Source organism: Enterobacter chengduensis, from assembly GCF_001984825.2.
In the GTDB taxonomy this organism is placed as follows: Bacteria; Pseudomonadota; Gammaproteobacteria; order Enterobacterales; family Enterobacteriaceae; genus Enterobacter; species Enterobacter chengduensis.
In genome coordinates this window covers 3,644,257-3,668,579 of record NZ_CP043318.1, presented here as the reverse complement: position 1 = coordinate 3,668,579, position 24,323 = coordinate 3,644,257, and the positions used below count along the sequence as shown (strand labels likewise).

General features: G+C 54.2%; 21 protein-coding genes and 2 tRNA genes. 13 read left to right on the top strand and 10 right to left on the bottom strand.

Going from position 1 to position 24,323, the window contains the following annotated elements; translation table 11 throughout:
- Nucleotides 1-24: 24 nt before the first annotated feature.
- Both FY206_RS17715 and FY206_RS17710 read right to left on the bottom strand, forming a co-directional pair.
- Complete coding sequence (locus FY206_RS17715; protein ID WP_032643459.1) at nt 25-417, bottom strand: YfeC-like transcriptional regulator; 393 nt, start codon at nt 415-417, stop codon at nt 25-27.
- Between the two features lies 1 nt (nt 418).
- Nucleotides 419-781 carry a YfeC-like transcriptional regulator gene (locus FY206_RS17710; RefSeq protein ID WP_032643456.1) on the bottom strand — a complete coding sequence of 121 codons (363 nt, stop codon included), beginning with the start codon at nt 779-781 and terminating at the stop codon, nt 419-421.
- Nucleotides 782-998: 217 nt separating this feature from the next.
- Here FY206_RS17710 and FY206_RS17705 point away from each other — a divergent pair.
- The 3 genes from FY206_RS17705 to FY206_RS17695 all read left to right on the top strand — a co-directional run bounded on the left by FY206_RS17705 (nt 999) and on the right by FY206_RS17695 (nt 3,596).
- Nucleotides 999-1,074: transfer RNA gene (locus FY206_RS17705), tRNA-Ala, on the top strand.
- Between the two features lie 41 nt (nt 1,075-1,115).
- Nucleotides 1,116-1,191 (top strand) — tRNA-Ala (locus FY206_RS17700).
- A gap of 215 nt (nt 1,192-1,406) precedes the next feature.
- Complete coding sequence (locus tag FY206_RS17695) at nt 1,407-3,596, top strand: sensor domain-containing phosphodiesterase (protein WP_045890684.1); 2,190 nt, start codon at nt 1,407-1,409, stop codon at nt 3,594-3,596.
- Between the two features lie 44 nt (nt 3,597-3,640).
- Here FY206_RS17695 and FY206_RS17690 read toward each other — a convergent pair whose 3' ends face one another.
- The gene (locus FY206_RS17690) at nt 3,641-4,828 is read right to left on the bottom strand and encodes a NupC/NupG family nucleoside CNT transporter (protein WP_032643452.1); all 1,188 of its coding nucleotides are present in this window, start codon (nt 4,826-4,828) and stop codon (nt 3,641-3,643) included.
- 348 nt (nt 4,829-5,176) lie between these two features.
- On the opposite strand from FY206_RS17690, the gene FY206_RS17685 reads away from it, so the two are divergent.
- Nucleotides 5,177-6,415, top strand: coding sequence for an Nramp family divalent metal transporter (locus tag FY206_RS17685; RefSeq protein ID WP_032643450.1), 1,239 nt, complete (start codon nt 5,177-5,179; stop codon nt 6,413-6,415).
- A 32-nt stretch (nt 6,416-6,447) separates the two neighbouring features.
- Here the strand turns inward: FY206_RS17685 and FY206_RS17680 are convergent, their stop codons facing one another.
- Nucleotides 6,448-6,804: a DUF2502 domain-containing protein gene (locus FY206_RS17680; protein ID WP_032643447.1), complete on the bottom strand. Its 357-nt coding sequence runs from the start codon at nt 6,802-6,804 to the stop codon at nt 6,448-6,450.
- Between the two features lie 127 nt (nt 6,805-6,931).
- Nucleotides 6,932-7,930: an L-glyceraldehyde 3-phosphate reductase gene (mgrA, locus tag FY206_RS17675; RefSeq protein ID WP_032643445.1), complete on the bottom strand. Its 999-nt coding sequence runs from the start codon at nt 7,928-7,930 to the stop codon at nt 6,932-6,934.
- 185 nt (nt 7,931-8,115) lie between these two features.
- Between mgrA and ipdC the strand changes: the two genes are divergently transcribed.
- Complete coding sequence (gene ipdC / locus FY206_RS17670) at nt 8,116-9,774, top strand: indolepyruvate decarboxylase (protein ID WP_032643444.1); 1,659 nt, start codon at nt 8,116-8,118, stop codon at nt 9,772-9,774.
- Here ipdC and FY206_RS17665 read toward each other — a convergent pair whose 3' ends face one another.
- Complete coding sequence (locus FY206_RS17665) at nt 9,775-11,010, bottom strand: ion channel protein (RefSeq protein WP_032643442.1); 1,236 nt, start codon at nt 11,008-11,010, stop codon at nt 9,775-9,777.
- Nucleotides 11,011-11,215: 205 nt separating this feature from the next.
- Between FY206_RS17665 and glk the strand changes: the two genes are divergently transcribed.
- The gene (gene glk, locus FY206_RS17660; RefSeq protein ID WP_032643440.1) at nt 11,216-12,181 is read left to right on the top strand and encodes a glucokinase; all 966 of its coding nucleotides are present in this window, start codon (nt 11,216-11,218) and stop codon (nt 12,179-12,181) included.
- 35 nt (nt 12,182-12,216) lie between these two features.
- Here glk and FY206_RS17655 read toward each other — a convergent pair whose 3' ends face one another.
- Nucleotides 12,217-12,948 carry a LytR/AlgR family response regulator transcription factor gene (locus FY206_RS17655; RefSeq protein ID WP_032643438.1) on the bottom strand — a complete coding sequence of 244 codons (732 nt, stop codon included), beginning with the start codon at nt 12,946-12,948 and terminating at the stop codon, nt 12,217-12,219.
- 3 nt (nt 12,949-12,951) lie between these two features.
- Nucleotides 12,952-14,658: a sensor histidine kinase gene (locus tag FY206_RS17650; protein ID WP_032643436.1), complete on the bottom strand. Its 1,707-nt coding sequence runs from the start codon at nt 14,656-14,658 to the stop codon at nt 12,952-12,954.
- A gap of 386 nt (nt 14,659-15,044) precedes the next feature.
- On the opposite strand from FY206_RS17650, the gene alaC reads away from it, so the two are divergent.
- A complete protein-coding gene (alaC, locus tag FY206_RS17645) occupies nt 15,045-16,283 on the top strand; it encodes an alanine transaminase (RefSeq protein ID WP_032643434.1) in 1,239 nt (412 codons plus the stop codon).
- 48 nt (nt 16,284-16,331) lie between these two features.
- Here the strand turns inward: alaC and ypdK are convergent, their stop codons facing one another.
- Both ypdK and lpxP read right to left on the bottom strand, forming a co-directional pair.
- Nucleotides 16,332-16,403 carry a membrane protein YpdK gene (gene ypdK, locus FY206_RS17640; protein WP_099458937.1) on the bottom strand — a complete coding sequence of 24 codons (72 nt, stop codon included), beginning with the start codon at nt 16,401-16,403 and terminating at the stop codon, nt 16,332-16,334.
- Nucleotides 16,404-16,761: 358 nt separating this feature from the next.
- On the bottom strand, nt 16,762-17,682 hold the full coding sequence (gene lpxP, locus FY206_RS17635; protein ID WP_024907634.1) for a kdo(2)-lipid IV(A) palmitoleoyltransferase: 921 nt from the start codon (nt 17,680-17,682) through the stop codon (nt 16,762-16,764).
- Nucleotides 17,683-17,694: 12 nt separating this feature from the next.
- Between lpxP and FY206_RS25350 the strand changes: the two genes are divergently transcribed.
- The 6 genes from FY206_RS25350 (at nt 17,695) to FY206_RS17610 (ending at nt 24,322) form a co-directional block, all read left to right on the top strand.
- On the top strand, nt 17,695-17,832 hold the full coding sequence (locus FY206_RS25350; protein ID WP_154219997.1) for a hypothetical protein: 138 nt from the start codon (nt 17,695-17,697) through the stop codon (nt 17,830-17,832).
- 640 nt (nt 17,833-18,472) lie between these two features.
- Nucleotides 18,473-18,970, top strand: coding sequence for a type VI secretion system contractile sheath small subunit (gene tssB, locus FY206_RS17630; RefSeq protein ID WP_032643429.1), 498 nt, complete (start codon nt 18,473-18,475; stop codon nt 18,968-18,970).
- A gap of 32 nt (nt 18,971-19,002) precedes the next feature.
- Nucleotides 19,003-20,547, top strand: coding sequence for a type VI secretion system contractile sheath large subunit (tssC, locus tag FY206_RS17625; RefSeq protein ID WP_032643427.1), 1,545 nt, complete (start codon nt 19,003-19,005; stop codon nt 20,545-20,547).
- A gap of 18 nt (nt 20,548-20,565) precedes the next feature.
- Nucleotides 20,566-21,915, top strand: coding sequence for a type VI secretion system baseplate subunit TssK (gene tssK / locus FY206_RS17620; protein ID WP_032643425.1), 1,350 nt, complete (start codon nt 20,566-20,568; stop codon nt 21,913-21,915).
- Nucleotides 21,912-22,640, top strand: coding sequence for a type VI secretion system protein TssL, short form (tssL, locus tag FY206_RS17615; protein ID WP_032643423.1), 729 nt, complete (start codon nt 21,912-21,914; stop codon nt 22,638-22,640). Before tssK ends, tssL begins: the two co-directional genes overlap by 4 nt.
- A complete protein-coding gene (locus FY206_RS17610) occupies nt 22,640-24,322 on the top strand; it encodes an OmpA family protein (protein ID WP_032643422.1) in 1,683 nt (560 codons plus the stop codon). Before tssL ends, FY206_RS17610 begins: the two co-directional genes overlap by 1 nt.
- Nucleotide 24,323: the final 1 nt, after the last annotated feature.

The following is a 24,323-nucleotide window of genomic DNA, read 5'->3' as shown; positions in this document are numbered from 1 at the left end:
ACGGCAGGGTAACCTGCCGTTTTTTTACGCCTTTTCTTCCGCGATGCCCAGACGCATAAGAAAACCGCGTATGCCTTCGCGTTTCAATAAGGTGTCCAGGCGCTGCTGCTCTGACGGAGTCATACTCTCCAGCGTCTCAATAATGCCCTGAGACAGATTTGAAGAGGGGTCATTGTAGGACGTCGTGGCCTCGGCGAGATGGTAAACCGCCTGACGGTTGCGAACCGCCGGGAGGCTCATAATATGTTCCTTCACCCGCGCGTCGACATGAATCAGCCGTGCACGACCGCCTTTCACGCCGTTGAGTCCTTCCGTTTTCCACCCCTGCTGGCGTATCCAGCGATTAACCGTTTGTCTGGCAACGCCCAAATTCTCCGCCAGCTCTTCCGTGGTCATTTTGCTCCGTAATCTTTTCATATCAGTTCTGATCGCGAATCCCTAAACGTTGCAATAATCCGGTGATCCCTTCCCGCATCAACAGCGATGTCATCTGCTTCTGCTCTTCTGGCGTCATTTCATTGGCCAGCGTCAGGAGTAGGGTGTGAAGCGAACCGTCATGGCTGGCGCCTTCCGGCAGTTCGGACGTTTCGCTCGCGCGACGTGCGCTGCGAATAAAGTCACGGACTTTTTCATTCACATGTACCAGGCGCGCTTTCCCGCCCTGGACACCTGGCTTTGGTGACGTAATCCAACCCTCTTTGCGTACCCATTTATTGATGGTCTGTCGGCTATAGCCAGTGAGCAGGGCTAACTCTTCCGGCGTCATTCGTTCCTTGATCATGCAATTTCCTGAATATCAGTGGGGTTAATTAACGGCTCATTTTATAGCACCGTTTTACGTGAAAACGTGACAGGCTTAACTCCTGACTGCGAGCAGGCTCGCAAAGTGATTCATTTGCATGATTTTTCGGCGATCGAACGGCGGTTATTGATTTTGCCGTTGACACTCCGCAGCGGAATTCATATTATGCCGCCCGTCAACATGACAGCTTTACGATGGGGCTATAGCTCAGCTGGGAGAGCGCTTGCATGGCATGCAAGAGGTCAGCGGTTCGATCCCGCTTAGCTCCACCAAACTCTGAACCCAACAGAGTGCGGTTAGTAAAGACACATGTGGGGCTATAGCTCAGCTGGGAGAGCGCTTGCATGGCATGCAAGAGGTCAGCGGTTCGATCCCGCTTAGCTCCACCAAAATTGTAAACCCTTGTCGAAAGACGAGGGTTTTTTTTATCTGTATGTTACACCCGTCCCGGTAGTTTGTTATCAAAAAGAAGGTATTTCCATACCTCACCTCAATCGACATCAATAAACCAGTCTATAAATAGACTTGAACTTGATTCGTGCAATTAATAAACCTATTATCCATCCGGTCAATGATTCGGGCGGATAATATACACATCAACTTAATGAATAGAAAAACGTACAATAATGTAAAGATATTTATAATTGCCCTGGCACTTTGCCTGATTGCGGTACCTGTCTCCCGTTATCTCTCTCCCCGCGCAATTGTGAATGGTCACGACGTTTATTTGGCCTGGTTACCCCTCAGCGTGATGCTGGCGGTAATTCTGCTATTTGGGCGCAGGGCAATTCTTCCCATTTTGTTAGGTTTTACTGTCACTAATTTATTTTATGTAAATTTAGCACCGCTACAATATTCAGTTTTACTGTTTTGTCAGACCTTTGCGTTGTTCGCAGCGTGTGGGCTGCTACGCCTCGTGCTGGGCAAGCGCTGGCGCTACAGCATCCCTAACAGGCACATCGGGCTTCGTATATTCTGGCTCGGTTTCATGGTGCCATTAGGTATTAAGCTGTCGATGTATATGGCAGGCTATTTGTTTGATTTTCCGGTGACTATTTCAACCTTTTTCGGCGAAGGCACGGTAATTTATAACGTTGTGGATATACAAAGCCTGATATGCGCAGCGTTGATTTTTACCATGATGTTCTATTACCCATTAAGAATGATAATTAATCCTCGTTACGCTATCACCTTCTGGCGGCGAAGCGTGACGCCCATTTTTTCGCACAAAAATTCATTGTATATATCTGTTTGGCTGATGCTTTTAGGCTTCGTCCTCGCCATTTTATGTGGTCCTTTTGAATCTCCCGTTATTGCGGGCTATTTAATGCCGCTGATTTTTATTCTTTTTACCTTAGCAATAAGCCGACTTACCTATGCGCTTATCTCGCTGCTTTGGGCGGTTTCTGCGCTTCTGCTGTTAACCTACAACTATAACTTCCTGAATGGGGTGGAATCGGGCCATTCGCTCTCCTTTATTCTCTCCGTGCTGATCTCTTTTGCTATCTGCCTGCTTTACATGTCGCGGATTTACCAGCGCAGCGAGTGGCTGAAGCGGGGCTGGCAGGGCAGGGCGCTGACCGATCCGCTGACCGGTTTGCCCAATATTCGTGCGCTGGAGGATCATCTTGAGATTCATCCGGATGCCAAAGTGTGCATTCTGCGTATGGATAACCTGGAATTTTTGAGCCGCCACTATGGCATCCTCATGCGGGTCCATTGCAAACGAACGATTGCTACGTCGCTGCAGCCGCTTTTGCAGAAAGATGAGACGCTCTTCCAGCTACCGGGTAGCGAGCTGGTGCTGGTATTACTGGGCCCGGGCATCGCCGAGCGCCTTCAGCATATGGTTGACAGGCTGAACAGCCGTAAGATTTTCTGGAACAACACCGGGCTGGATATTGAATTTGGCGCGTCCTGGGGAATGGTCGAAAACGGCGAAAAGCTGCACCACACGCTGGGGCAGCTGAGCTGGCTGGCAGAGCAGGCCTGCGGAGAGCAAAACGTGCTTGCGCTCACGAATAGCCTTGAGGCGGCATCAGGACAAACGACAGAGCGTGTTCTGATGCTGGCGCGGATTAAGCACGCCCTGGAGACGGAGCAATTCCATTTATACGCGCAACCCATCCAGAAGGCGGACGGGAGCGGGTATTACGAAATTCTGACGCGAATGGAAAGCGAGGGAGAGATTATTACTCCTGACCGCTTTATTCCGCTGATAGCGCAGTTCAACCTCAGCCACCGGTTTGATATGTGCGTCCTGGAAAAATTACTGGTGTGGCTGCGCGACCATCCTGCAACGCAGGCTGGCGCTCGTTTCTCTGTCAATCTGATGCCGCTCACGCTAATGCAAAAAGAGGTGGGGATCGAGATTTGCGCGCTGTTTGAACGCTACGGCGTGGCGCCTCAGGCCGTCGTGATTGAGATCACCGAAGAGCAGGCTTTCTCAAATTCAGGCTGCAGCATCCACAATATTCAGCAGCTGCGGGATTATGGTTTCCGGATTGCTATTGATGATTTTGGTACTGGCTACGCTAACTACGAGCGTCTCAGACGTCTGCAGGCGGACATCATTAAAATTGACGGCTGCTTTGTGAAAGATATTTGTACCGATGATATGGATGCGATGATCGTGCAGTCCATATGTAATCTGGCGAAGACGAAATCGCTGTGCGTCGTAGCGGAATATGTAGAAACACCGGCCCAGCGGGAGATGCTGCTCCGCTTCGGCGTGGATTACCTGCAGGGCTACCTGATAGGCAAACCCAAACCGCTGGAAGAATTACGGGCATAAAAAAACCGGGAGCCACGCTCCCGGTTTTTGTTTAACGGTATACGTTACAGAACCAGTGCCGCGATAGAAGCAGACAGGACGCTCACCAGCGTAGAGCCGTAAACCAGCTTCAGGCCAAAGCGAGAAACCACGTTACCCTGTTCTTCGTTCAGGCCTTTAATCGCACCCGCGATAATCCCGATGGACGAGAAGTTCGCAAAGGAGACCAGGAACACGGACAGAATGCCTTCCGCGCGCGGAGAAAGCGTGCTGGCAATTTTCTGCAGATCCATCATCGCAACGAATTCGTTAGAAACCAGTTTGGTTGCCATGATACTTCCTACCTGCAGCGCTTCGTGAGTCGGCACGCCCATCACCCATGCAACCGGGTAGAAGATGTAGCCCAGAATGCCCTGGAAGGAGATACCCAGCACCGCGGCGAACAGGGCGTTCAGCGCAGAAATCAGCGCAATGAAGCCGATCAGCATGGCGGCAACGATAACCGCTACCTTGAAACCGGCCAGAATGTATTCACCCAGCATTTCGAAGAAGCTCTGGCCTTCATGCAGGTTTGACATCTGGATGTTCTCTTCGCTGGCGTCAACGCGGTACGGGTTGATCAGCGACAGCACGATAAAGGTGCTGAACATGTTCAGAACCAGCGCAGCAACAACATATTTTGGCTCCAGCATAGTCATATACGCGCCCACGATAGACATGGAAACGGTAGACATTGCGGTTGCCGCCATGGTGTACATGCGGTTACGGGACATTTTGCCGAGAATATCTTTATACGCGATGAAGTTCTCAGACTGACCGAGGATCAGAGAACTGACGGCGTTGAAGGATTCCAGCTTACCCATGCCGTTGACTTTGGATAACAGGAAGCCAATCCCACGAATAACGAACGGCAAAACGCGGATGTGCTGCAGAATACCGATCAGGGCGGAGATAAAGACGATTGGGCAGAGAACCTTCAGGAAGAAGAATGCCAGACCTTCGTCATTCATTTTACCGAAGACAAAGTTGGTCCCTTCGTTGGCGAATCCGAGCAGTTTTTCGAACATTTCGGAGAAGCCTTTCACGAAGCCGAGGCCTACGTTGGAGTTCAGGAAGAACCACGCAAGTAAAACTTCAATGACCAGCAGTTGGACAACATAACGGATACGAATTTTTTTGCGGTCAGTGCTGACCAGCAATGCAAGTGCAGTAACGACAACAAGTGCCAGGACAAAATGAAGGACGCGGTCCATATTTGCTCCAAATATGAGGCAGGTTTAATTTTCGTGCACATTCTATGTAACAAGAGAAAAGAAAACGAGATCGAGGGCACACTATAGTTACATCCTGTGACGAGTCTCAAAAATAGTGATCCACAATACATTTTTGTTATGTTAGGTAAATGAGTGAAAAGTTAAGTTTGTGTGCTAATCTTCACAAAAGCGCGCGCGATTTCAGTTTCTGCTAGATCGCCCCACTTACCTGCCCGTCTATCGTTCAAAGCTATCAGAGAAATCACTGCAAACATCACAAATGATCTTGATAATCATTCTCATTTTGATAGCATTAAACATAGCAAAGGCTATATTTCAGAGGCAGAAATGACAAACAGTCGCGTAGAGGGTAGCAGTGGCAGAGCCGCGCGCAAGTTGCGGTTCGCATTAATGGGACCTGCGTTCATCGCTGCCATTGGCTATATCGATCCGGGTAACTTTGCGACCAATATTCAGGCCGGGGCCAGTTTCGGCTATAAGCTGCTGTGGGTGGTCGTCTGGGCTAACCTGATGGCGATGCTGATCCAGATGCTCTCGGCAAAGCTTGGCATTGCTACGGGTAAAAACCTGGCGGAGCAAATTCGCGACCATTATCCGCGTCCGGCCGTCTGGCTCTATTGGGTACAGGCGGAAATCATCGCCATGGCCACCGATCTCGCTGAATTTATCGGCGCAGCGATCGGGTTTAAGCTGATTCTGGGCGTGTCGCTGCTGCAGGGGGCGGTACTGACCGGGATTGCCACGTTCCTTATCCTGATGCTTCAGCGTCGGGGTCAAAAGCCGCTGGAGAAGGTCATCGGCGGCCTGCTGCTGTTTGTCGCGGCGGCCTATATCGTCGAGCTAATTTTCTCCCAGCCGAATCTGGCGCAGCTCGCTAAAGGGATGGCGATCCCGAGCCTGCCAACCTCTGAAGCGGTGTTCCTGGCCGCCGGGGTGCTGGGTGCGACCATCATGCCGCACGTGATTTACCTGCACTCTTCGCTGACCCAGCATCTTCACGGTGGGACGCGTAAAGAGCGTTATTCGGCAACCAAATGGGACGTGGCAATCGCCATGACCATCGCGGGGTTTGTGAATCTGGCGATGATGGCGACGGCGGCCGCGGCTTTCCACTTTAACGGCCATACCGGTATTGCCGATCTTGACCAGGCGTATCTCACGCTGGAGCCGCTGCTGAGCCATGCGGCAGCCACGATATTTGGTCTCAGCCTGGTGGCTGCCGGCCTTTCATCTACGGTGGTGGGAACGCTGGCAGGCCAGGTAGTGATGCAGGGGTTTGTCCGGTTCCATATTCCGCTGTGGGTTCGTCGCTCTGTCACCATGCTGCCGTCATTCGTCGTGATTCTGATGGGGCTCGACCCAACGCGAATTCTGGTCATGAGCCAGGTGCTGCTGAGCTTTGGTATCGCGCTGGCGCTGGTGCCGCTGCTGATCTTTACCAGCAATAAAACCCTGATGGGCGGGCTGGTTAACTCAACGCTGGTGAAACGAACCGGGTGGGCCATCGTGGTAGTGGTGGTGGCCCTGAACCTGTGGTTGCTGATTGGGACAGCGTTAGGGCTTTAAAAGAAAAAGGAGCCGTGAGGCTCCTTTTTGCATTAGTGGTGTCCGTGACCGTGGCCGTGACCACCGCGTCCTCTGCCGCCGCGATCCCAGCCGCGACGGTCGTCACGATCGTTCCAGCCTTCACGGTAGCCGCGCTCATAAGCGTTATTTTTATACCAGCCGCGATGCAGACCATTATCGTGCCTGCGCCAGCGGTCACCTCGCCATTCATAATGACGGTTCCAGTAGTCACGGTCGCGCCAGTAGCCACCGTCCCAGTATCTGCCGTAGTCGTCACGATCGCCAATTTGTAATTTTACTGATGGCAACAGGGTGATTTCGCCCGCAGTGGCGATCAGCGGGGCTGATGAAGCCAGTAATACCGCTGCAAGAATCAGTGACCTGAACATACTCTTTCTCCTTCACGATCGGGGCCCTTGTGGGGCCTGTTAACGCAATATTACGAGTTGGTAAAGGCTCGTATCATCGCCTCAACTCCGAATTCCTGGATGAGAGCACTTTTTGCTAAAAGTGTTTTTATTTTGAGCTGCCCAGAATCGCTTCTATACGAGTCAGTTCTTCCGCAGAGAAATGGCGGTTTTCCAGCATGCCCACGGCGTCATCAATCTGTGCCGCTTTACTTGCCCCAATCAGCACCGACGTCACGTTCTCATGGCGTAATACCCAGGCCAGCGCCATCTGCGACAGCTTCTGGCCGCGCGCTTCCGCCATGGCGTTCAGCTTTCTTATCTTCTCCAGTTTCTCTTCGGTGATCTGGTCAGGGTTAAGGAATTGACTACCGCTTGCCGCGCGTGAGTCTGCCGGAATGCCGTTCAGATAGCGGTTGGTCAGTTGCCCCCCGGCCAGCGGCGAGAAGGGAATGCAGCCCACCCCTTTTTCCTGCAACACCTCCAGCAGCCCCGCTTCCGGCGCACGTTCAAAGAGGGAGTACTTCGGCTGGTGGATCAGACACGGCGTACCGAGGTCGTTAAGGATATCAATCGCCTGGCGAGCCAGCTCTGCAGGGTAGTTGGATAACCCGACGTACAGCGCTTTCCCCTGGCGCACCACATGGTCAAGCGCTTTCATGGTTTCCTGCAGCGGCGTATGCGGGTCTGGACGGTGATGATAGAAGATGTCCACGTACTCCAGCCCCATACGCTTCAGGCTTTGATCGAGGCTTGCCAGCAGATATTTGCGTGACCCCCAGTCGCCGTACGGACCCTCCCACATGGTATAACCCGCTTTGGTAGAGACGATCAGCTCATCGCGCCAGGGCAGGAAATCCTCCTGCATAATCCGGCCGAAATTACGTTCGGCGGATCCCGGCGGCGGGCCATAGTTGTTGGCAAGGTCGAAATGCGTAATGCCCAGATCGAACGCGCGCTGTAAAAGTTGACGGCTGTTTTCGAAAAGCGTGGTGTCGCCAAAATTATGCCACAGCCCAAGCGAGATAGCGGGTAACCTGAGCCCGCTTCGCCCGCAGCGGCGATACTCCATTGTCCCGTAACGATTTTTGTCCGGCTGATAACCCATTCTCATGACCTCTGGCGCTGAAGATAAAATTCAGTGTATACGTTTACATTAGCGTGAAAAAAAGCAGCATAGCGCAGCCTTTTTTGTAAAGCATTCTTTCCATGCCCTTCTTATCGCCAATTCTGGACAGCCATCACGCTTATTTAATACTCAAGGTGAGGTCAACATTAGAAGGATACCTGTTCATGCGTACCCCATACTGCGTCGCCGATTACCTGCTGGAACGACTAAGAGATTGTGGAGCCGATCATCTTTTTGGCGTGCCGGGCGACTACAACCTGCAGTTTCTCGACCATGTGATAGACAGCCCGGACATCTGTTGGGTGGGCTGTGCCAACGAATTAAATGCCTCTTATGCCGCGGACGGATATGCCCGGTGTAAGGGCTTCGCCGCGCTGCTGACGACATTTGGCGTAGGAGAGTTAAGCGCGATGAACGGCATTGCGGGCAGCTATGCCGAGCACGTTCCTGTTCTGCATATTGTGGGCGCGCCGGGGACGGCGGCACAGCAACGAGGGGAGCTGCTGCACCATACCCTGGGCGACGGTGAGTTTCGTCATTTCTACCATATGAGCGAGCCGATCACCGCTGCACAGGCGATCCTGACCGAGCAAAACGCCTGCTATGAGATTGACCGGGTATTGACCACCATGCTCCGGGAACGTCGTCCCGGCTATCTGATGCTCCCCGCCGACGTGGCTAAAAAGGCCGCCACCCCGCCTGTAAACGCTCTCACTTTCAGACACGTGCATGCCGACGCCGCCTGCCTGAAGGCGTTCCGGGATGCCGCAGAGAGCAAGCTGGCCATGAGCAAGCGGACTGCGCTGCTGGCCGATTTTCTTGTTCTGCGCCATGGCATGAAGCATGCCCTACAGAAGTGGGTCAAGGAGGTGCCGATGGCGCACGCCACGATGCTGATGGGTAAAGGCATATTTGACGAACGTCACGCCGGTTTTTACGGCACCTACAGCGGTTCGGCGAGCGCCAGCGCGGTAAAAGAGGCGATTGAAGGGGCTGACACGGTCTTGTGCATCGGCACGCGATTTACCGATACCCTGACGGCCGGTTTTACCCATAAGCTCACCCCGGCGCAAACGATAGAGGTCCAGCCTCATGCCTCACGCGTGGGTGACGTCTGGTTTACCGGCATCCCCATGCTTCAGGCAATCGAAACGCTGGTGGAGCTGTCTAAACAGCATGTGCACGGTACGCCGTTGCCGTCCTCTCAACGCGCGATGTCCTATGCCCAGCCGGATGGCTCGCTGACGCAGGAGAACTTCTGGGAAACGCTGCAGACGTTTATCCGCCCGGGGGACATTATTCTTGCGGATCAGGGCACCTCTGCCTTCGGCGCGATCGACCTTCGTCTTCCGGCTGATGTGAATTTTATCGTTCAGCCGCTGTGGGGATCGATCGGCTACACGCTGGCGGCGGCGTTTGGCGCGCAAACCGCCTGCCCGAACCGGCGCGTGATTGTGCTGACGGGAGATGGCGCGGCGCAGCTCACCATCCAGGAGCTTGGCTCGATGCTGCGGGATAAACAACGCCCCATCATTCTGGTCCTTAACAACGAAGGGTATACGGTGGAAAGGGCAATCCACGGGCCGGAGCAGCGGTATAACGACATCGCGCTGTGGAACTGGACGCAAATCCCGCAGGCCCTGAGCCTTGATCCTCAGGCCCAGTGCTGGCGGGTCAGTGAAGCGGAGCAGCTGGCGGACGTCCTTGAAAAAGTGGCGCACCACGAGCGGCTTTCGCTGATCGAGGTGATGCTGCCAAAATCCGACATCCCGCCGCTGCTGGGGGCGCTCACTAAAGCGCTGGAAGCGCGCAATAACGCCTGATTACTTGTCGTTTCGCCAGGCCATCATCATCGGTTTGCCCGCCAGCAGGAGCCAGGCGGGCAACATTACGATGCAGAGCAGCGGGAACAGTGTGGAATCGGGCACCACCACCGCCGCCATAAACAGGCTGAGCCACGCGTCGCGCGTGACCACCAGCACCAGCCCCAGAATCGAGCAGGAGACGGTAATCGCCGCCGGAACGGCATCGACATGCTCGTGCAGCATCAGCCCCAGCGCCACGCCGACAAATACCGCCGGGAAGATGCGTCCACCGCGGAAACCGCAGGCTGCAGCCACCACCAGCGCGGCCAGCTTAATCACGGCAAACAGCAGATAGTCGGAAACGCTAAACACCTGGCTGAAGGCCAGCTGCTGCATCTCGTCCAGACCTTTGAACAGCGTCACCGTCCCGCCGATCGCCCCCAAAATACCGAGGGTCAACCCGCCTGCCCCCAAAATCAGCACCGGATGCTTGAGTTTATGCACCAGCCGGTGCAGGCGCGGAAGACACCATACCGCCACCATCCCCAGCGCGATGGCGATCGCGACGACGATGGCACCGCTGAAAATATCCGCAATCTGCATTTGGCCGTAGTGGGGGAGCGAGAGTGAAAAATGAGGATGGAAAAACAGGCTGGTCGTCAACGCGCCGGCAGCTGCGGCCATCAGCGGCGCAAAGAGTTTATCCCACAGCGGGACGTCATTGTTGCTGCTGAGCGTCTGAGAAAAGATCAGCGCCGCGGCAACGGGCGTGCCGAAAAGCGCCCCGATGGTGCCTGCGGAGGCGAGAATGGTCCAGTCCAGCGCGCTGACCCGCGGCAAAATGCGTGAACCGAGGAAAACCGCCAGGCCAATATTCACGGCCATAATCGGATGCTCGGGTCCCAGACTGACGCCGCCGGCCAGGCCCAGAATCAACGCGATGATAAGCCCTGGCAGAGCCGAGGGGGCTACCGGGGCACCAATCAGCGGTTCCTGTGCCGGATCGGGGCCGGCATGGCCGGGACTAAAACGGATCGCCAGGCCCACCGCAATACCGGTCAGCGTCAGCATCACAACGATCCAGGCAGGAGAATCAGCGGTGACGCCCAGTCTGGCCGGTAGCGCTGCCCATAACAGGGTTTGTAGCACCGACGCGACTTTCATCACGACGATAAGCGCCAGGCTTGAGGCCACGCCAATGATGAGCGCCGGAATGGCCAGCAACAGCATGGTTCTGGCTCGCGGGTGGAGCATGATGATTTCCTTGTACAAAACGGTATTACGTTACTTTGCACATTAAGCCTTATGGCAATAGTGCAAAAGGTGCTGAAACGGTAAAGTTATTCTGTGACGAAGATCGATAATCCATGGGCATTCACCTTCCGGTCGTTGTTGTTATCACGCCTTGAATTTACAGTGTCCCAAAGATTTATTCTGACTTTAGCGGAGCAGTAGAAGAATGACAAAGTATGCTTTGGTAGGCGATGTGGGCGGCACGAACGCGCGCCTTGCACTATGCGATGTAAATAGCGGTGAAATTTCCCGGGCGAAAACCTACTCCGGGCTGGATTATCCCAGCCTTGAGGCCGTTGTCCGCGTCTATCTGGACGAGCATCAGGCCAGCGTCGAAGATGGGTGCATCGCCATTGCCTGCCCGATAACCGGCGACTGGGTCGCCATGACCAACCATACATGGGCATTCTCCATCGCCGAGATGAAAAAAAACCTCGGCTTTGCGCATCTCGAAATCATCAATGACTTCACCGCGGTGTCCATGGCGATCCCGATGCTGAAGCCGGAGCATCTGATCCAGTTTGGCGGCGCTGAGCCGGTCGAGGGCAAGCCGATTGCGGTTTACGGCGCCGGCACCGGTCTGGGCGTTTCGCATCTGGTGCATGTCGCGCAGCGCTGGGTGAGCCTGCCGGGCGAGGGCGGCCACGTAGACTTTGCGCCAAACAGCGAAGAAGAGGGCATTATCCTCGAAGAATTACGCGCTGAGATCGGCCACGTCTCCGCCGAGCGCGTCCTTTCAGGTCCGGGGCTGGTGAACCTGTACCGGGCGATTGTGAAATCAGACGGTCGTCTGCCGGAAAATTTACAGCCAAAAGACGTCACCGAACGCGCGCTGGCGGACAGCTGCATTGACTGCCGTCGTGCCCTGTCGCTGTTCTGCGTGATCATGGGACGCTTTGGCGGCAACCTGGCGCTGACGCTGGGCACCTTCGGCGGGGTCTATATTGCGGGCGGGATCGTACCGCGCTTCCTCGACTTCTTTAAGGCCTCGGGCTTCCGCGGCGGGTTTGAAGATAAAGGGCGTTTCAGAAGCTACGTGCAGGACATCCCTGTCTATCTGATCGTGCATGATAACCCAGGCCTGCTGGGCTCGGGGGCGCATCTGCGTCAGGTTCTCGGTCAAATCCTCTGACGCATAGCCCTCTCCCGCGGGAGAGGGCTTTTGCTTTACAGGTGCATCAGCTGACGGAACTCTTTCACCTTGCTGCGGCTCACGGGCACCTGAAAATCCAGATCCTTCAGACGCAAAATGTAGGTGTTGTTAAACCACGGCTCGATCTCGCGGATCTTGTTTAAATTCACGCAGAACGACCGGTGGCAGCGGAAAAAGTGTGCCGCCGGCAGCTTGCTGCAAAACTCGGTGATGTTCATTGCCATCACGTAAGATTCCCGCCGCGTATAGACAAACGTCATCTTTTCATGGGCTTCGGCATAGTAGATATCATTAACCGGCGTCACGATGATGCGCTCATCCTTGACCAGATTAATGGTGTCGTTTTCCCGTACCGTTGGGCTGGCGCTGGCAGGGGCAGTCTGCTGCTGCCATGCGGTCTCCAGCTTTTGCAGCATGCTGACAATCCGCGATTCCTGGTAAGGCTTAAGAATATAGTCAAACGCCTCCAGCTCGAAGGCCTCTACGGCGTGCTCTTTCCAGGCGGTAACGAAAACAATAAACGGCTTGTGGGCAAACTGATTGATGTTTTGCGCCAGCAGTACGCCATCCAGCGACGGGATATTGATATCCAGAAAAATAGCGTCGACCCGGTTATGCTGCAGAAACTTCAGCACGTCCAGGCCGTCATCAAAAGAGCCCACAATCTCCATCTGGCTGTGGGTGTTGATAAGCCAGGTGAGCTCCTGCTGAGCCAGGAATTCATCTTCTACGATGATAACTTTCATGGGTTACTCCACCTGGGGCAACAGTGATGTCGTCGAATGGACGGGAGAGCGCTCGTTCGGAACATAAAAAGCAATCTCGGTGCCCGGTTCAAGGCGCTGAATATGCAGTCCGTCGCCGTAAAGCAGCTTGACCCGGTGATGCACGTTCAGCAGGCCGATTTTGTTTCCGGGCATCTCGTTGGCCTCCACGCGTTCAATGACGTTGGGATCAATACCGTGGCCGGTATCCCGCACGGCGATACGCACGCGGTTGCCGCTTTCGGTGATGCTGATGGTAACCACCCCTTTGCCTTTACAGGGCTGGATACCGTGAACAATCGCGTTTTCGACCAGCGGCTGGATGAGCAGGCTCGGGATCACGCAGTTGACCTCTTCATCAATATCGTAAATGACCGTGAGCTTGTCGCCAAAGCGCGCCTGCTCAATCGCGATGTAGTCCTTGATCTGATAAAGCTCTTTTTTGATGTCGATCTGCTCGTCATCCTTTAGCTCGATGTTGTAGCGCAGATAGCGCGACAGGTTAAAGATCAGCTGGCGCGCGGTGTCCGGATTAAGACGAATGGACGAGGAGATGGCGTTCAGGGCGTTAAACAGGAAATGGGGATTGATTTTGCTCTGCAGCGCGCGCAGCTCTGCCTTATTTGCCATCTCACGCAGCTGTTCTGCCCGGGAAACCTCAAGCTGGGTAGAGATAATCTGCGACAGGCCAATGGCCATCTCCTGCAGCGAAGAGGTGATCTGATGCGCGTGACAGTAATAAATTTTTAGCGTGCCCGTCACGACGCCTTTCTCCCACAGCGGGATCACCAGCATGGAGTGGATTTCCGGCGTTCGGTGGGCTTCATCATTGTTTTTGATGATGATTTTACCGTAATTAATCGCCTGTCGGGTGGTTGGGCTAATGGTGTCATCGCTGTCGCGATAGTTGTGCTCGCCAACGCCAACGTAGGCCAGCACGCGATCGATATTGGTGATGGCGACGGCGTCAGCATGGATGTCGTGGCGGATAATTTCGCAGACCTGACGCAACGATTCCGCGTTAACGTGGCGGAAAAGCGGCAGCGTTTTGTTGGCGATATCCAGCGCCAGCTTGGCCTGACGGGCGGCGCTGGCCTCTTTTTCCCCTTCAACGCTCTGCACCAGCAGCACGATAAAACCGATGCAGACGCTGCCCAGGATCATCGGAATACCGATTTTCGAGACGATATCCAGCCCCAGCGCGGTGGTGGGGGCCCAGACGACGACCAGAATCATGGTCAGCGTTTCACACACCATGCCTGCCACTATCCCGGCGCGCCAGCGCTGTTTTTTCGGGATCTTGCGGCCGATCCAGCCGGAAAGCACCCCGGCGATAATGCTGGTGATAAAGCATGGCACCGCCGTGACGCCACCGATATCAATCAGGTAGCGGTGGGTTCCGGCAATCAGGCCGGTGATAACGCCGACCCATGGGCCAAACAAAATCCCGCCGGACATGACGGCGATAATGCGCACGTTAACCAGCGAACCCTCTACCGGCACGCCGGACCAGGTGCTGAACAGGGCGAATAGCGAAAAAATAGCGGTAACGGCCAGCAGCTCTTTTGGCGAGTGGGCTGATTTGTGCAACAGCTCGCGAAACAGGCGAATGCGAATAAGGAAGAACAGGCAAATCAGCATTAATGCCGCACGGTCAAAAACCGCCAGCAGCATAGTAAATATTTCGTGCACGAGGAAACCTGGGAAAACGGGAAAGAACCATGATAAAAAACCTGGCGCGTGATGACCAGCTATCCGTCAGGTTTATCAAATGAGGAAAAACCATAATTAACAAAGGGGATTATCTGGCGGCGACTGATGCGTCCTGTTTTTTTCCTGGCGACGTATCGTCAGGTAACCGTTTTGATATCACTCTGTTAACTAACCGCTATCAGAAAGACAATCCCGAAAGAGGGGCTTCCGCTTTTAGGTTTAGCCGCGTTCCTGTTTTTAGTCGATCGCTTTTTTTTCATTTCCCTCTCGACAGCGTGATTTTTTTCAGGTTATTTTCTAAACACGCCACATCGGTGGCAGCGTCGCTCGGACGGTCCGGGCGCTAACGTTAATCTGAGGAATCTATGGCTGAATTCAGTCCTGAACGCCGTTTTACGCGTATCGATCGTCTCCCCCCTTACGTTTTCAATATCACTGCTGAACTGAAAATGGCTGCGCGTCGGCGCGGCGAAGATATTATTGATTTCAGCATGGGTAACCCTGACGGCCCCACGCCACCGCATATCGTTGAAAAGCTCTGCACGGTAGCCCAGCGCCCGGATACGCACGGCTACTCAACCTCTCGCGGTATTCCCAGGTTACGTCGCGCGATCTCGCGCTGGTATCAGGATCGCTATCAGGTAGATATCGATCCTGAAAGTGAAGCGATTGTCACCATCGGTTCGAAAGAGGGGCTGGCACACTTGATGCTCGCCACGCTGGATCATGGCGATACGGTGCTGGTGCCTAATCCAAGCTACCCGATCCATATCTACGGCGCGGTGATTGCCGGAGCGCAGGTCCGCTCCGTGCCGCTGGTGGAAGGCGTCGATTTCTTTAACGAGCTGGAACGTGCGATTCGCGAAAGCTATCCGAAACCCAAGATGATGATCCTCGGTTTCCCGTCGAACCCAACGGCCCAGTGCGTGGAGCTCGACTTCTTCGAGAAGGTCGTCGCGCTGGCCAAGCGTTATGACGTGCTGGTGGTTCATGATTTAGCCTATGCTGACATCGTCTACGACGGCTGGAAAGCGCCCTCTATTATGCAGGTCCCGGGGGCGCGTGACGTGGCGGTCGAGTTCTTTACCCTGTCGAAAAGCTACAACATGGCGGGCTGGCGTATCGGCTTTATGGTGGGTAACAAAACGCTGGTGAGTGCGCTGGCGCGCATTAAAAGTTATCACGACTACGGTACCTTTACGCCGCTGCAGGTCGCGGCTATCGCAGCCTTGGAAGGCGATCAGCAGTGCGTTCACGAGATTGCCGCGCAGTATAAGCGCCGCCGCGACGTGCTGGTAAAAGGGTTGCATGAAGCGGGCTGGATGGTGGAAATGCCGAAAGCGTCCATGTACGTCTGGGCGAAAATTCCTGAGCCGTACGCGGCGATGGGATCGCTGGAATTTGCCAAGAAGCTGCTGCAGGATGCGAAGGTATGCGTATCGCCGGGCATTGGCTTTGGTGATTATGGCGATACTCATGTGCGGTTTGCCCTGATTGAAAACAGCGACCGTATTCGTCAGGCAGTGAGGGGCATCAAGAGTATGTTCCGCGCCGACGGGCTTCTCACCTCAAAGAGCGTGGCTGAAAATCCCGCGTCGTCATGACATAAAAAAAGGAGCCATCGGCTCCTTTTTTTGACTGCATGTTCTTCACTAGATCATGAGGGCAAAGGTTCCGGCCCAGACTAAAACAATCACCGAAATGCCCATAAAGAAATATTTCACGTTTCATCGCTCCGCGTATCTTGTGGTACGCATTTAAAAACAGAGTCCACCTGATTATAGAGAACTGGAATCCGGTCAAAACGGAAATGAGAATTTTCCCGTTACGCCGTTAACACCAGCTCAGAATTCTGTGCTTTCCTGTTGCCAGACGGCGCTAATGTACGCCTAAAAATGAGGGGTGACAAGAGGGATTTTTTTAAATAATTTCCGTCACTTACGAGTGTCGTGGAACGGCGACAGTTTGATTTCGCATCGCAATAAATTCACTTTGGGCGACGCAATGAAAGCGCGTTTCTTAATGAGATGGCAGGTGATTGAAAAGGTTAGTTTCTTAACGAAACTAACCTTCATGAAGGGCTTAGATATAGAGCGAGGCTTCGCCAAGAGGACGGGTTTTGAAACGACGATGCATCCACAGATACTGCTCTGGCGCACGCATGATTTCAGTTTCGATGACTTTATTGATAAACGCCGCGGCTTCACACTCGTTTTCCGGATAGTTAGCCATCTCAGGGGAGATGTGCAGACGATAGCCTGATTTATCTGCTTTTCTCACCATTGTCACGGTCAGCATAGAGGCACCCGACAGACGCGAAATGACAAAAGTGCCGTTCGTGGTCGCCACGTCTTTCACCGCAAAGAAGGGCGCAAAGCTGCTGCCTTTACGTCCATAATCCTGATCGGGAGCAAACCAGACGGCCTCTCCCTTCTTGAGGGCACCGACCATGCCGCGCAGGTTATTACGGCTGATCATCGCCTTATTGGAACGCATGCGGCCACGGGTCTGAACCCACTCCATGAGCGCGCTGTTGTGCGGTCTGTAGGTTGCCATCATTGGCTGACAAAGCCCCATCACGCGGCCGCCCAGCTCCAGGGACATAAAGTGAACGCCGACGACCATCACGCCGCGTTTTTGCATCTGCGCGCGTTTAAGGTTATCCAGCCCTTCCACGTCAAACCACTTGCGAACACGCTCATCTGGCCAGAACCAGGCCATGCCGGTTTCAAGCAGCGCCATGCCGATAGACTTGAAGTTTTCCGCGATGAGTTTCTCGCGTTCTTCGGCATTGTACTGCGGAAAACACAGCTCAATATTTTTACGCGCGATGGATTCGCGACGTTTAAGGAAAACGCGGGATGCGCTGCCCAGTTTTGACCCCAGCAAACGCAGGACAGGGTACGGAAGTTGAACCAGCAGCCAGAGAACGCCAAGACCAAACCATGTGAACCAGTAACGCGGGTGTAAAAACGCACGTTGAAATTTGGATTGAGACAAAATAGTAAAACCTATGTGAAGCCTGTAAAGGTAGCGCAGAGTTTGCGATACGACGTGCCGATAAGACCGTTCTTCAAGGTGATGGTTGCAGGCTTTACCGAACTTTACGGCGTTACCTGGCCACTGCTGATTTGGGTGGGCGGCGTAATGTAGCACCGTTATACGATATGTGCTATTACTCGTTTTTGATTAAAAAAGCGGCAGCTCTGGAGGTGTTTGATTTAACATATTTTATTATCACTGGCCATAAGGGCACTCCCTCTGCATGGGCTGCGGGCAGGCCATCTTCTGATCAAGGTGTGAATGGGCAAAACGCAGAGTGTTATTTCCGGACAAATTCCTCACTTAAGAACCCTATTAATCGCTTCCGGATTGTTGAATAGGAAAATTCCTTGTGAAACTTCTTATTTTTTATTTGTGCGGTCAATGGTTCTGTTTGTTTTCATTATTTATAAATATTTTAATTTTCACGTGTAGTTATACTGCAATGCAGCCCATCCATGTTTTTTGATTTCACCGTTTTGATGCAAATCAATATAAGGCATTTTCCCAGGTGACTATCTGCCTTCAATCATTTTTTCGATACAAATATGCGGTTTACATACCAAAACTAGTGTCTTTTTCTAAGGCGATAGCGTATTTCGCCATAATCTATTAGTGGAAAATTCTTAAGAAATTTCTCATTGCGGATAAAAGATCTGCGTATTTGATTTTATGTCGATCATTATTCTAATATTGCGCATCGAGAACGATACCGTGAAGTTGCCGTAGCAAATCAATGAGGGATGAAGAGATGGCTGACAGTTTTCAGAATGAAGTGCCTAAGGCACGTATTAACCTGAAGCTTGACCTGCATACGGGCGGGGCAAGTAAGAAAATGGAACTACCGCTGAAATTACTGGTTGCGGGTGATTTCAGTAACGGGCAGGACTCTGCGACAATATCTGAGCGTGAAAAAATTAACATCACCAAAAATAATTTTGATAGCGTTCTTTCCGAATATTCCCCAAAAGTTAATCTGGTTGTTAAAAATACGCTGTCTGACGACGGTGGTGAGGACAACATTCAGCTGACTTTCCAGAGCATGAAAGATTTCACGCCAGAACAAGTGGCTGCTCAGATACCGCAGCTGAAGGCGATGCTGGCGATGCGCAACTTGCTTCGCGATCTCAAGGCCAACCTGTTGGATAACCAGACTTTCCGAAAAGAGCTGGAAAAAATCGTTCTGGACCAGTCGCTTAGTGCTGAGCTGCGAAATGAACTCTCAGCCCTGGCATCAAAAAAACCTTAATCATCACGCTGTATTAACGGATTAATCAAGGAATGCTCATGTCTGTACAAAATAATATTACTGGCGGTGAAAGCGTGGTGCTGGAACGTCCCGCTGCAGGTGGGGTTTACGCCTCCCTGTTTGAGAAAATCAATCTGAGCCCTGTCTCCGAACTGAGCGCGCTGGACATCTGGCAAGATGCGCAGGCCATGTCAGATGCGACCGCTGATGAGCGTCTGACTGCAGGTATGCAGGTCTTTCTGGAATGTCTGACCAAAGCCGGCTCGAAGGTCGAAAAACTCGATAAAAGCCTGATCGATCACCACATCGCTGAGCTGGATTATCAGATTAGCCGCCAGCTGGACGCGGTTATGCACCATGACGAGTTTCAGGCGGTTGAAAGCCTGTGGCGCGGTGTGAAGTCGCTGGTTGATAAAACAGATTTTCGCCAGAACGTGAAAATTGAGCTGCTGAGTATGTCTAAAGAAGACCTGCGTCAGGACTTTGAAGACAGCCCGGAAATCGTCCAGAGTGGTCTGTATAAGCACACCTACATTGATGAATACGACACCCCGGGCGGCGAGCCAATTGCGGCGCTGATTTCCGCTTACGAGTTCGATGCTTCAGCGCAGGATGTCGCGCTGCTGCGCAACATCTCTAAAGTGTCCGCTGCTGCACACATGCCGTTTATCGGCTCGGCAGGCCCGAAATTCTTCCTGAAAGAATCCATGGAAGACGTTGCCGCGATTAAAGATATTGGTAACTATTTTGACCGCGCCGAGTACATCAAGTGGAAATCGTTCCGCGATACGGACGACGCTCGCTACATCGGTCTGGTGATGCCGCGCGTGCTGGGACGTTTACCGTATGGCCCGGATACCGTTCCGGTTCGCAGCTTCAACTATGTCGAAGAAGTCAAAGGTCCGGATCACGACAAATATCTGTGGACCAATGCATCTTTTGCCTTCGCGTCCAACATGGTGCGCAGCTTTATTAATAATGGCTGGTGCGTACAAATCCGTGGCCCGCAGGCCGGCGGTGCGGTCCAGGATCTGCCTATCCATCTGTATGACCTGGGTACCGGCAATCAGGTGAAAATCCCGAGTGAAGTGATGATCCCTGAAACGCGCGAATTCGAATTCGCGAATCTGGGCTTCATTCCTTTGTCCTACTACAAAAACCGCGACTACGCCTGCTTCTTCTCGGCCAACTCCACTCAGAAACCGGCGCTGTATGACACCGCGGATGCAACGGCTAACAGCCGCATCAACGCGCGCCTGCCGTACATCTTCCTGCTGTCGCGTATCGCCCATTACCTGAAGCTGATCCAGCGTGAAAACATCGGTACCACGAAGGATCGCCGGCTGCTTGAACTGGAGCTGAATACCTGGGTCCGCAGCCTGGTGACTGAAATGACCGATCCGGGTGACGAGCTGCAGGCGTCTCACCCGCTGCGTGATGCGAAAGTGGTTGTTGAAGATATTGAAGACAACCCGGGCTTCTTCCGCGTGAAGCTGTACGCGATCCCGCACTTCCAGGTTGAAGGCATGGACGTCAACCTGTCGCTGGTTTCCCAGATGCCGAAAGCGAAATCGTAAGGCGAGGGGAAATCAGGGATGAAAATTCATCGTCCGTTATGGAATGAAGGGGCGCTTCTGGCCCCTCAGCAGTTTCAGCAGCAGTCTGAATGGGATGCATTTTCCCGCGCCGGTATTGCCGCCCGCGGAAATGCTTTCCCTTGGGGCGTTGGGCGGATTGAGCTGGATGACGCGATGCTGGCCTCCGGCCGCGTACAGGCACAGTCGCTTCGTCTTTGGTTCCCGGATGACACGCTTATTGATACCCGGTTCAGCGACCTGCCACCGGAGCCGCGTGAAATCGAGGCACCGACTTCTGCCAGCAATGCCCAGGTGACGGTGTATGTGGCGTTACCGGTGATGCAGGCCGGGATCGTAAATGTGCAGACGGACACGGTACCAGCGGAGCGTCCGCTGCGCTATCGGGAAGCCTGGGAAACGATCGCCGATCGTTTCGGTGAGGAAGAAGAGTCGATGGCTGTGGCCCGCTTTAATCTGGCATTCCGTTTCGGACATGAAGATAACAGTGCCTGGGATACCTGCGCCATTGCCCGTCTGTTGGAGGACGGGGAGGGGGGCTGGCGTCAGGATCCGGATTTTATCCCGCCTATGGCACTGTTCTCGGCCAGTCGTAGACTGTGCGAACGACTGGCGCTGTTAAACCGTCAGCTGCGCTCGCGCCGTCAGCGCCTGATGTCCATGCGCCGCGAGAGCAATGACCGGATGGCCGATTTCGCTGTCTCTGACGTATCACTGTTCTGGCTGCTCAATGCTCTGAACTCCCATGCCCGTGTACTTTCTGAATATGAACGCTTTCCGGATCGTCACCCTGAGCAGGTCTGGGCCGAGCTGGCGCGTCTTGCTGGCAGTATGCTGACCTTCTCGCTTGAACACGATCTGGATGCCATTCCGTGTTATGACCACCGTGCGCCAGAAAAAACCTTCCCGCCGCTGTTTGACCTCATCAGTGAGCTGTTGGAAGCAAGCCTGCCATCACGCGTGGTTGCGGTCAGAATGGACAGGATGGATCCGGAAACCTGGAAAGCGGTACTACATGATATTCGTCTGCGCGATGAAGCGGATTTTTACCTTTCTGTACGAGCCAGTCACCCGGCATGGCAAATTGCAGAACGGTTTGCAGAGATGTGTATTGCCGGTGCCCCGGCGAATGTCGATGAAGTATCCGGCGTGGCAGTCGAAGGAATTGGCCTCATTGCCCTGAGCCGTGTACCGGCAGCGCTGCCGGTGCGTCTGGAGAACCAGTACTTTGTGCTGGACATGGAGAGTGATTCGGCTCGCGAAATGCTGGATCAGGGGGTGTGCGTATTCTACGTTCCATCCCTGCTCGGCGAGCTGGAGCTGGAACTGTTTGCGGTGCTGCGCTCATGAATAAGGTTATCGATATTGATGCCCTGATGGCGCAGACCTGGCTAACCGTGGCTCAATTGCGTCACGGAGGGCAGGTGACGGATGGCCCTGCGCTGTATGCGGCCTGCAAAGCACAGGTGGAAAGCGTACGCGAGGCGCTGGAGCGCGCCGGGCTGGATGCTGAAAGTATTGATCACATCACTTATGCCCAGTGCGCCCTGCTGGACGAAACAGTCATGAACCGTAAGTCGGTAGGGTTGCGAGCAGAAAATACGGAGGTGGCTGTTTCTGCTGACACTGCCCCCGATGTGCTGAATATGGCCCTTGATGCCGGGCAGCGCGCCTGGCGCTCTGCACCACTGCAGGCAGTTTACTTCGGATCCCTGAGAGCAGGCGGGGCCTTGTATGATCGTATCTCTGAGGTGCTGCGTCAGCCTGCACCGGAGCCTGCTGTGCTGACCTGCTACCACCGGGTGCTGGCGCTAGGGTTTCAGGGGCAATATAGCCTCTCTGGTGTCGGGCAGTCACAGCGTGATGAGGTGATCGCAGCCCTGAATGAGCGAGTGCCACCGCTGGAAAGCGGGACATCACTGGTGGTTCAGAAGACCGGTCGCCGTCGTTATAACCTGCTGCGATCCGTCTGGTTCTGGATTGTGCTGGCGGTGATCCTGACCGGTGTGGTGTGGCTGGGTGGTCATTTGTGGTTGCAGGATCTGCTGCGCCAGCAACTGCCGGAGCAGCCCTGATGCGTGGAAAAACAGTCGTCCGGGCTGCTCTGCCGGTAGTGCTCTGCCTTGCCGCCGTGTTGTGGCTGGTATGGGGATTCCTGACCTGGCTGGTTGCCGGGAAAGCCATCCTGACTCTGGTGGTCTTGCTGGTTGCGGGCATGCTTGCCCGTCGCCGTTACCGTCAACAGCAACCAGTACAACTGGCTGATGAGGCCGGAATTTTCCCGCCCGACAGTCATACCGGACCGGTGGTGCTGGTCTGCGGGGATGTGGGTGATAGCATGTTCGCAGCAGGGCAGACACGTGGCACAGCGCAGGGCTGGTATATCCGGGTAACGGAACTGGCCGGACTCACGCCTTTTGCAGAGCGTCTACTGGCCCGCACCCCGACGATGGCTGGCCAACTCGCCGTGATGTTCCGCTGTCTGCCGGACCAGCATGAAGATGAGGCACTGTTGCGCGCTTCCCTGAAGGCGTTGCGCCTGCAGATGAAGCTGTTGCGGGACCTGACCGGCTATAGCGTGCCGGTTGTCCTGAGTACCGAATTCAGCGGTCCGGAAACACCCTGGATAGTGGTGCGGGGAGATACGGCCCTGGTGTGTCCGGAAGATGAATCTGCCGTCACCCTCAGTGAATGGCAGCAGTCCCCGCAGGCGGCCTTTATTCAGCCGTATCTGGTTCAGGCGACAACGCTGCTTCACTCCGTGATGCTGAGTGAACTGGGCAAAGGGGACAGGCTGTATCCGGCCGTACGACCATTTGCAGTGACCCTGCGTCTCGGATCGATATTCACCTCGAGAGCCGCGCTGTGGCCACAGTTATTGTTCCGCCAGACCCGCATTGCCCCTGCCGGCCATGTCACTGCCTGTGAACCTCGGTGGCATTTTGCCGATTCGGTACTCCCTCTGCTGGCCCCTTATACCACCCCATTGCAGGGTGGGAAAACCGGGCGTCGGGTTGTGATAGTTCTGCTGTTATGCGCCCTCGGTGCAATAGTCCTATCCGTGCGGCATAACCTGTCGCTTATCCGCAAGGTAAGCGCCGACCTTCAGCGCTGGCAGGTTATCCCAATGAGCTACTATGTTCCGAAAGCACAGGCCCTGCTTGCCCTGCAGCAGGACGCATTGTTGCTGGAGCGCTGGCAGCGTCAGGGAGAACCCCTTCGTTACGGGCTAGGACTTTATTCTGGCAACCGCCTGTGGCTGGCGGTGCAGCAGGCTATTGATACCTATGTGCCTCCACCGCCACCAACAAAACCGAAGCCAACGCCCGTACCGAAAATTGTTCGTCTCGACAGCATGTCGCTGTTTGATTCCGGTAAATCTGAGCTGAAAAGCGGTTCGACCAAAATGCTGGTCAATTCTCTGGTGGGGATCAAGGCCAAACCGGGATGGCTGATCGTGGTCAGTGGTTACACCGACAACACCGGTAATCCGCAACTGAATCAGACGCTGTCCCTGAAGCGTGCGGAGTCGGTACGCAACTGGATGCGAGATACCGGCGATGTGCCGGAAAGCTGTTTTGCGGTTCAGGGATACGGTCAGGACCGTCCCGTCGCAACCAATGACACAACGGAAGGGCGTGCGCTTAACCGCCGTGTCGAAATCAGTCTGGTTCCGCAGGCCGATGCCTGCCGGATACCGGGCAAACCCTCAGCGTCATCGCAGGATGATGACGCTTCACAACACAATGGAGAGTAAT

Bases quoted from the DNA above. Each gene is read 5' to 3' on its own strand.
- alaC (WP_032643434.1), top strand. From the start codon at position 15,045: ATGGCTGAATTCAGTCCTGAACGCCGTTTTACGCGTATCGATCGTCTC.
- ipdC (WP_032643444.1), top strand. From the start codon at position 8,116: ATGCGTACCCCATACTGCGTCGCCGATTACCTGCTGGAACGACTAAGA.
- FY206_RS17610 (WP_032643422.1), top strand. From the start codon at position 22,640: ATGCGTGGAAAAACAGTCGTCCGGGCTGCTCTGCCGGTAGTGCTCTGC.
- tssL (WP_032643423.1), top strand. From the start codon at position 21,912: ATGAATAAGGTTATCGATATTGATGCCCTGATGGCGCAGACCTGGCTA.
- FY206_RS17695 (WP_045890684.1), top strand. From the start codon at position 1,407: ATGAATAGAAAAACGTACAATAATGTAAAGATATTTATAATTGCCCTG.
- glk (WP_032643440.1), top strand. From the start codon at position 11,216: ATGACAAAGTATGCTTTGGTAGGCGATGTGGGCGGCACGAACGCGCGC.
- FY206_RS17690 (WP_032643452.1), bottom strand. From the start codon at position 4,828: ATGGACCGCGTCCTTCATTTTGTCCTGGCACTTGTTGTCGTTACTGCA.
- tssB (WP_032643429.1), top strand. From the start codon at position 18,473: ATGGCTGACAGTTTTCAGAATGAAGTGCCTAAGGCACGTATTAACCTG.
- FY206_RS17665 (WP_032643442.1), bottom strand. From the start codon at position 11,010: ATGCTCCACCCGCGAGCCAGAACCATGCTGTTGCTGGCCATTCCGGCG.
- tssK (WP_032643425.1), top strand. From the start codon at position 20,566: ATGAAAATTCATCGTCCGTTATGGAATGAAGGGGCGCTTCTGGCCCCT.
- FY206_RS17655 (WP_032643438.1), bottom strand. From the start codon at position 12,948: ATGAAAGTTATCATCGTAGAAGATGAATTCCTGGCTCAGCAGGAGCTC.
- FY206_RS17685 (WP_032643450.1), top strand. From the start codon at position 5,177: ATGACAAACAGTCGCGTAGAGGGTAGCAGTGGCAGAGCCGCGCGCAAG.
- tssC (WP_032643427.1), top strand. From the start codon at position 19,003: ATGCTCATGTCTGTACAAAATAATATTACTGGCGGTGAAAGCGTGGTG.
- FY206_RS17710 (WP_032643456.1), bottom strand. From the start codon at position 781: ATGATCAAGGAACGAATGACGCCGGAAGAGTTAGCCCTGCTCACTGGC.
- mgrA (WP_032643445.1), bottom strand. From the start codon at position 7,930: ATGGGTTATCAGCCGGACAAAAATCGTTACGGGACAATGGAGTATCGC.
- FY206_RS17715 (WP_032643459.1), bottom strand. From the start codon at position 417: ATGAAAAGATTACGGAGCAAAATGACCACGGAAGAGCTGGCGGAGAAT.
- FY206_RS17680 (WP_032643447.1), bottom strand. From the start codon at position 6,804: ATGTTCAGGTCACTGATTCTTGCAGCGGTATTACTGGCTTCATCAGCC.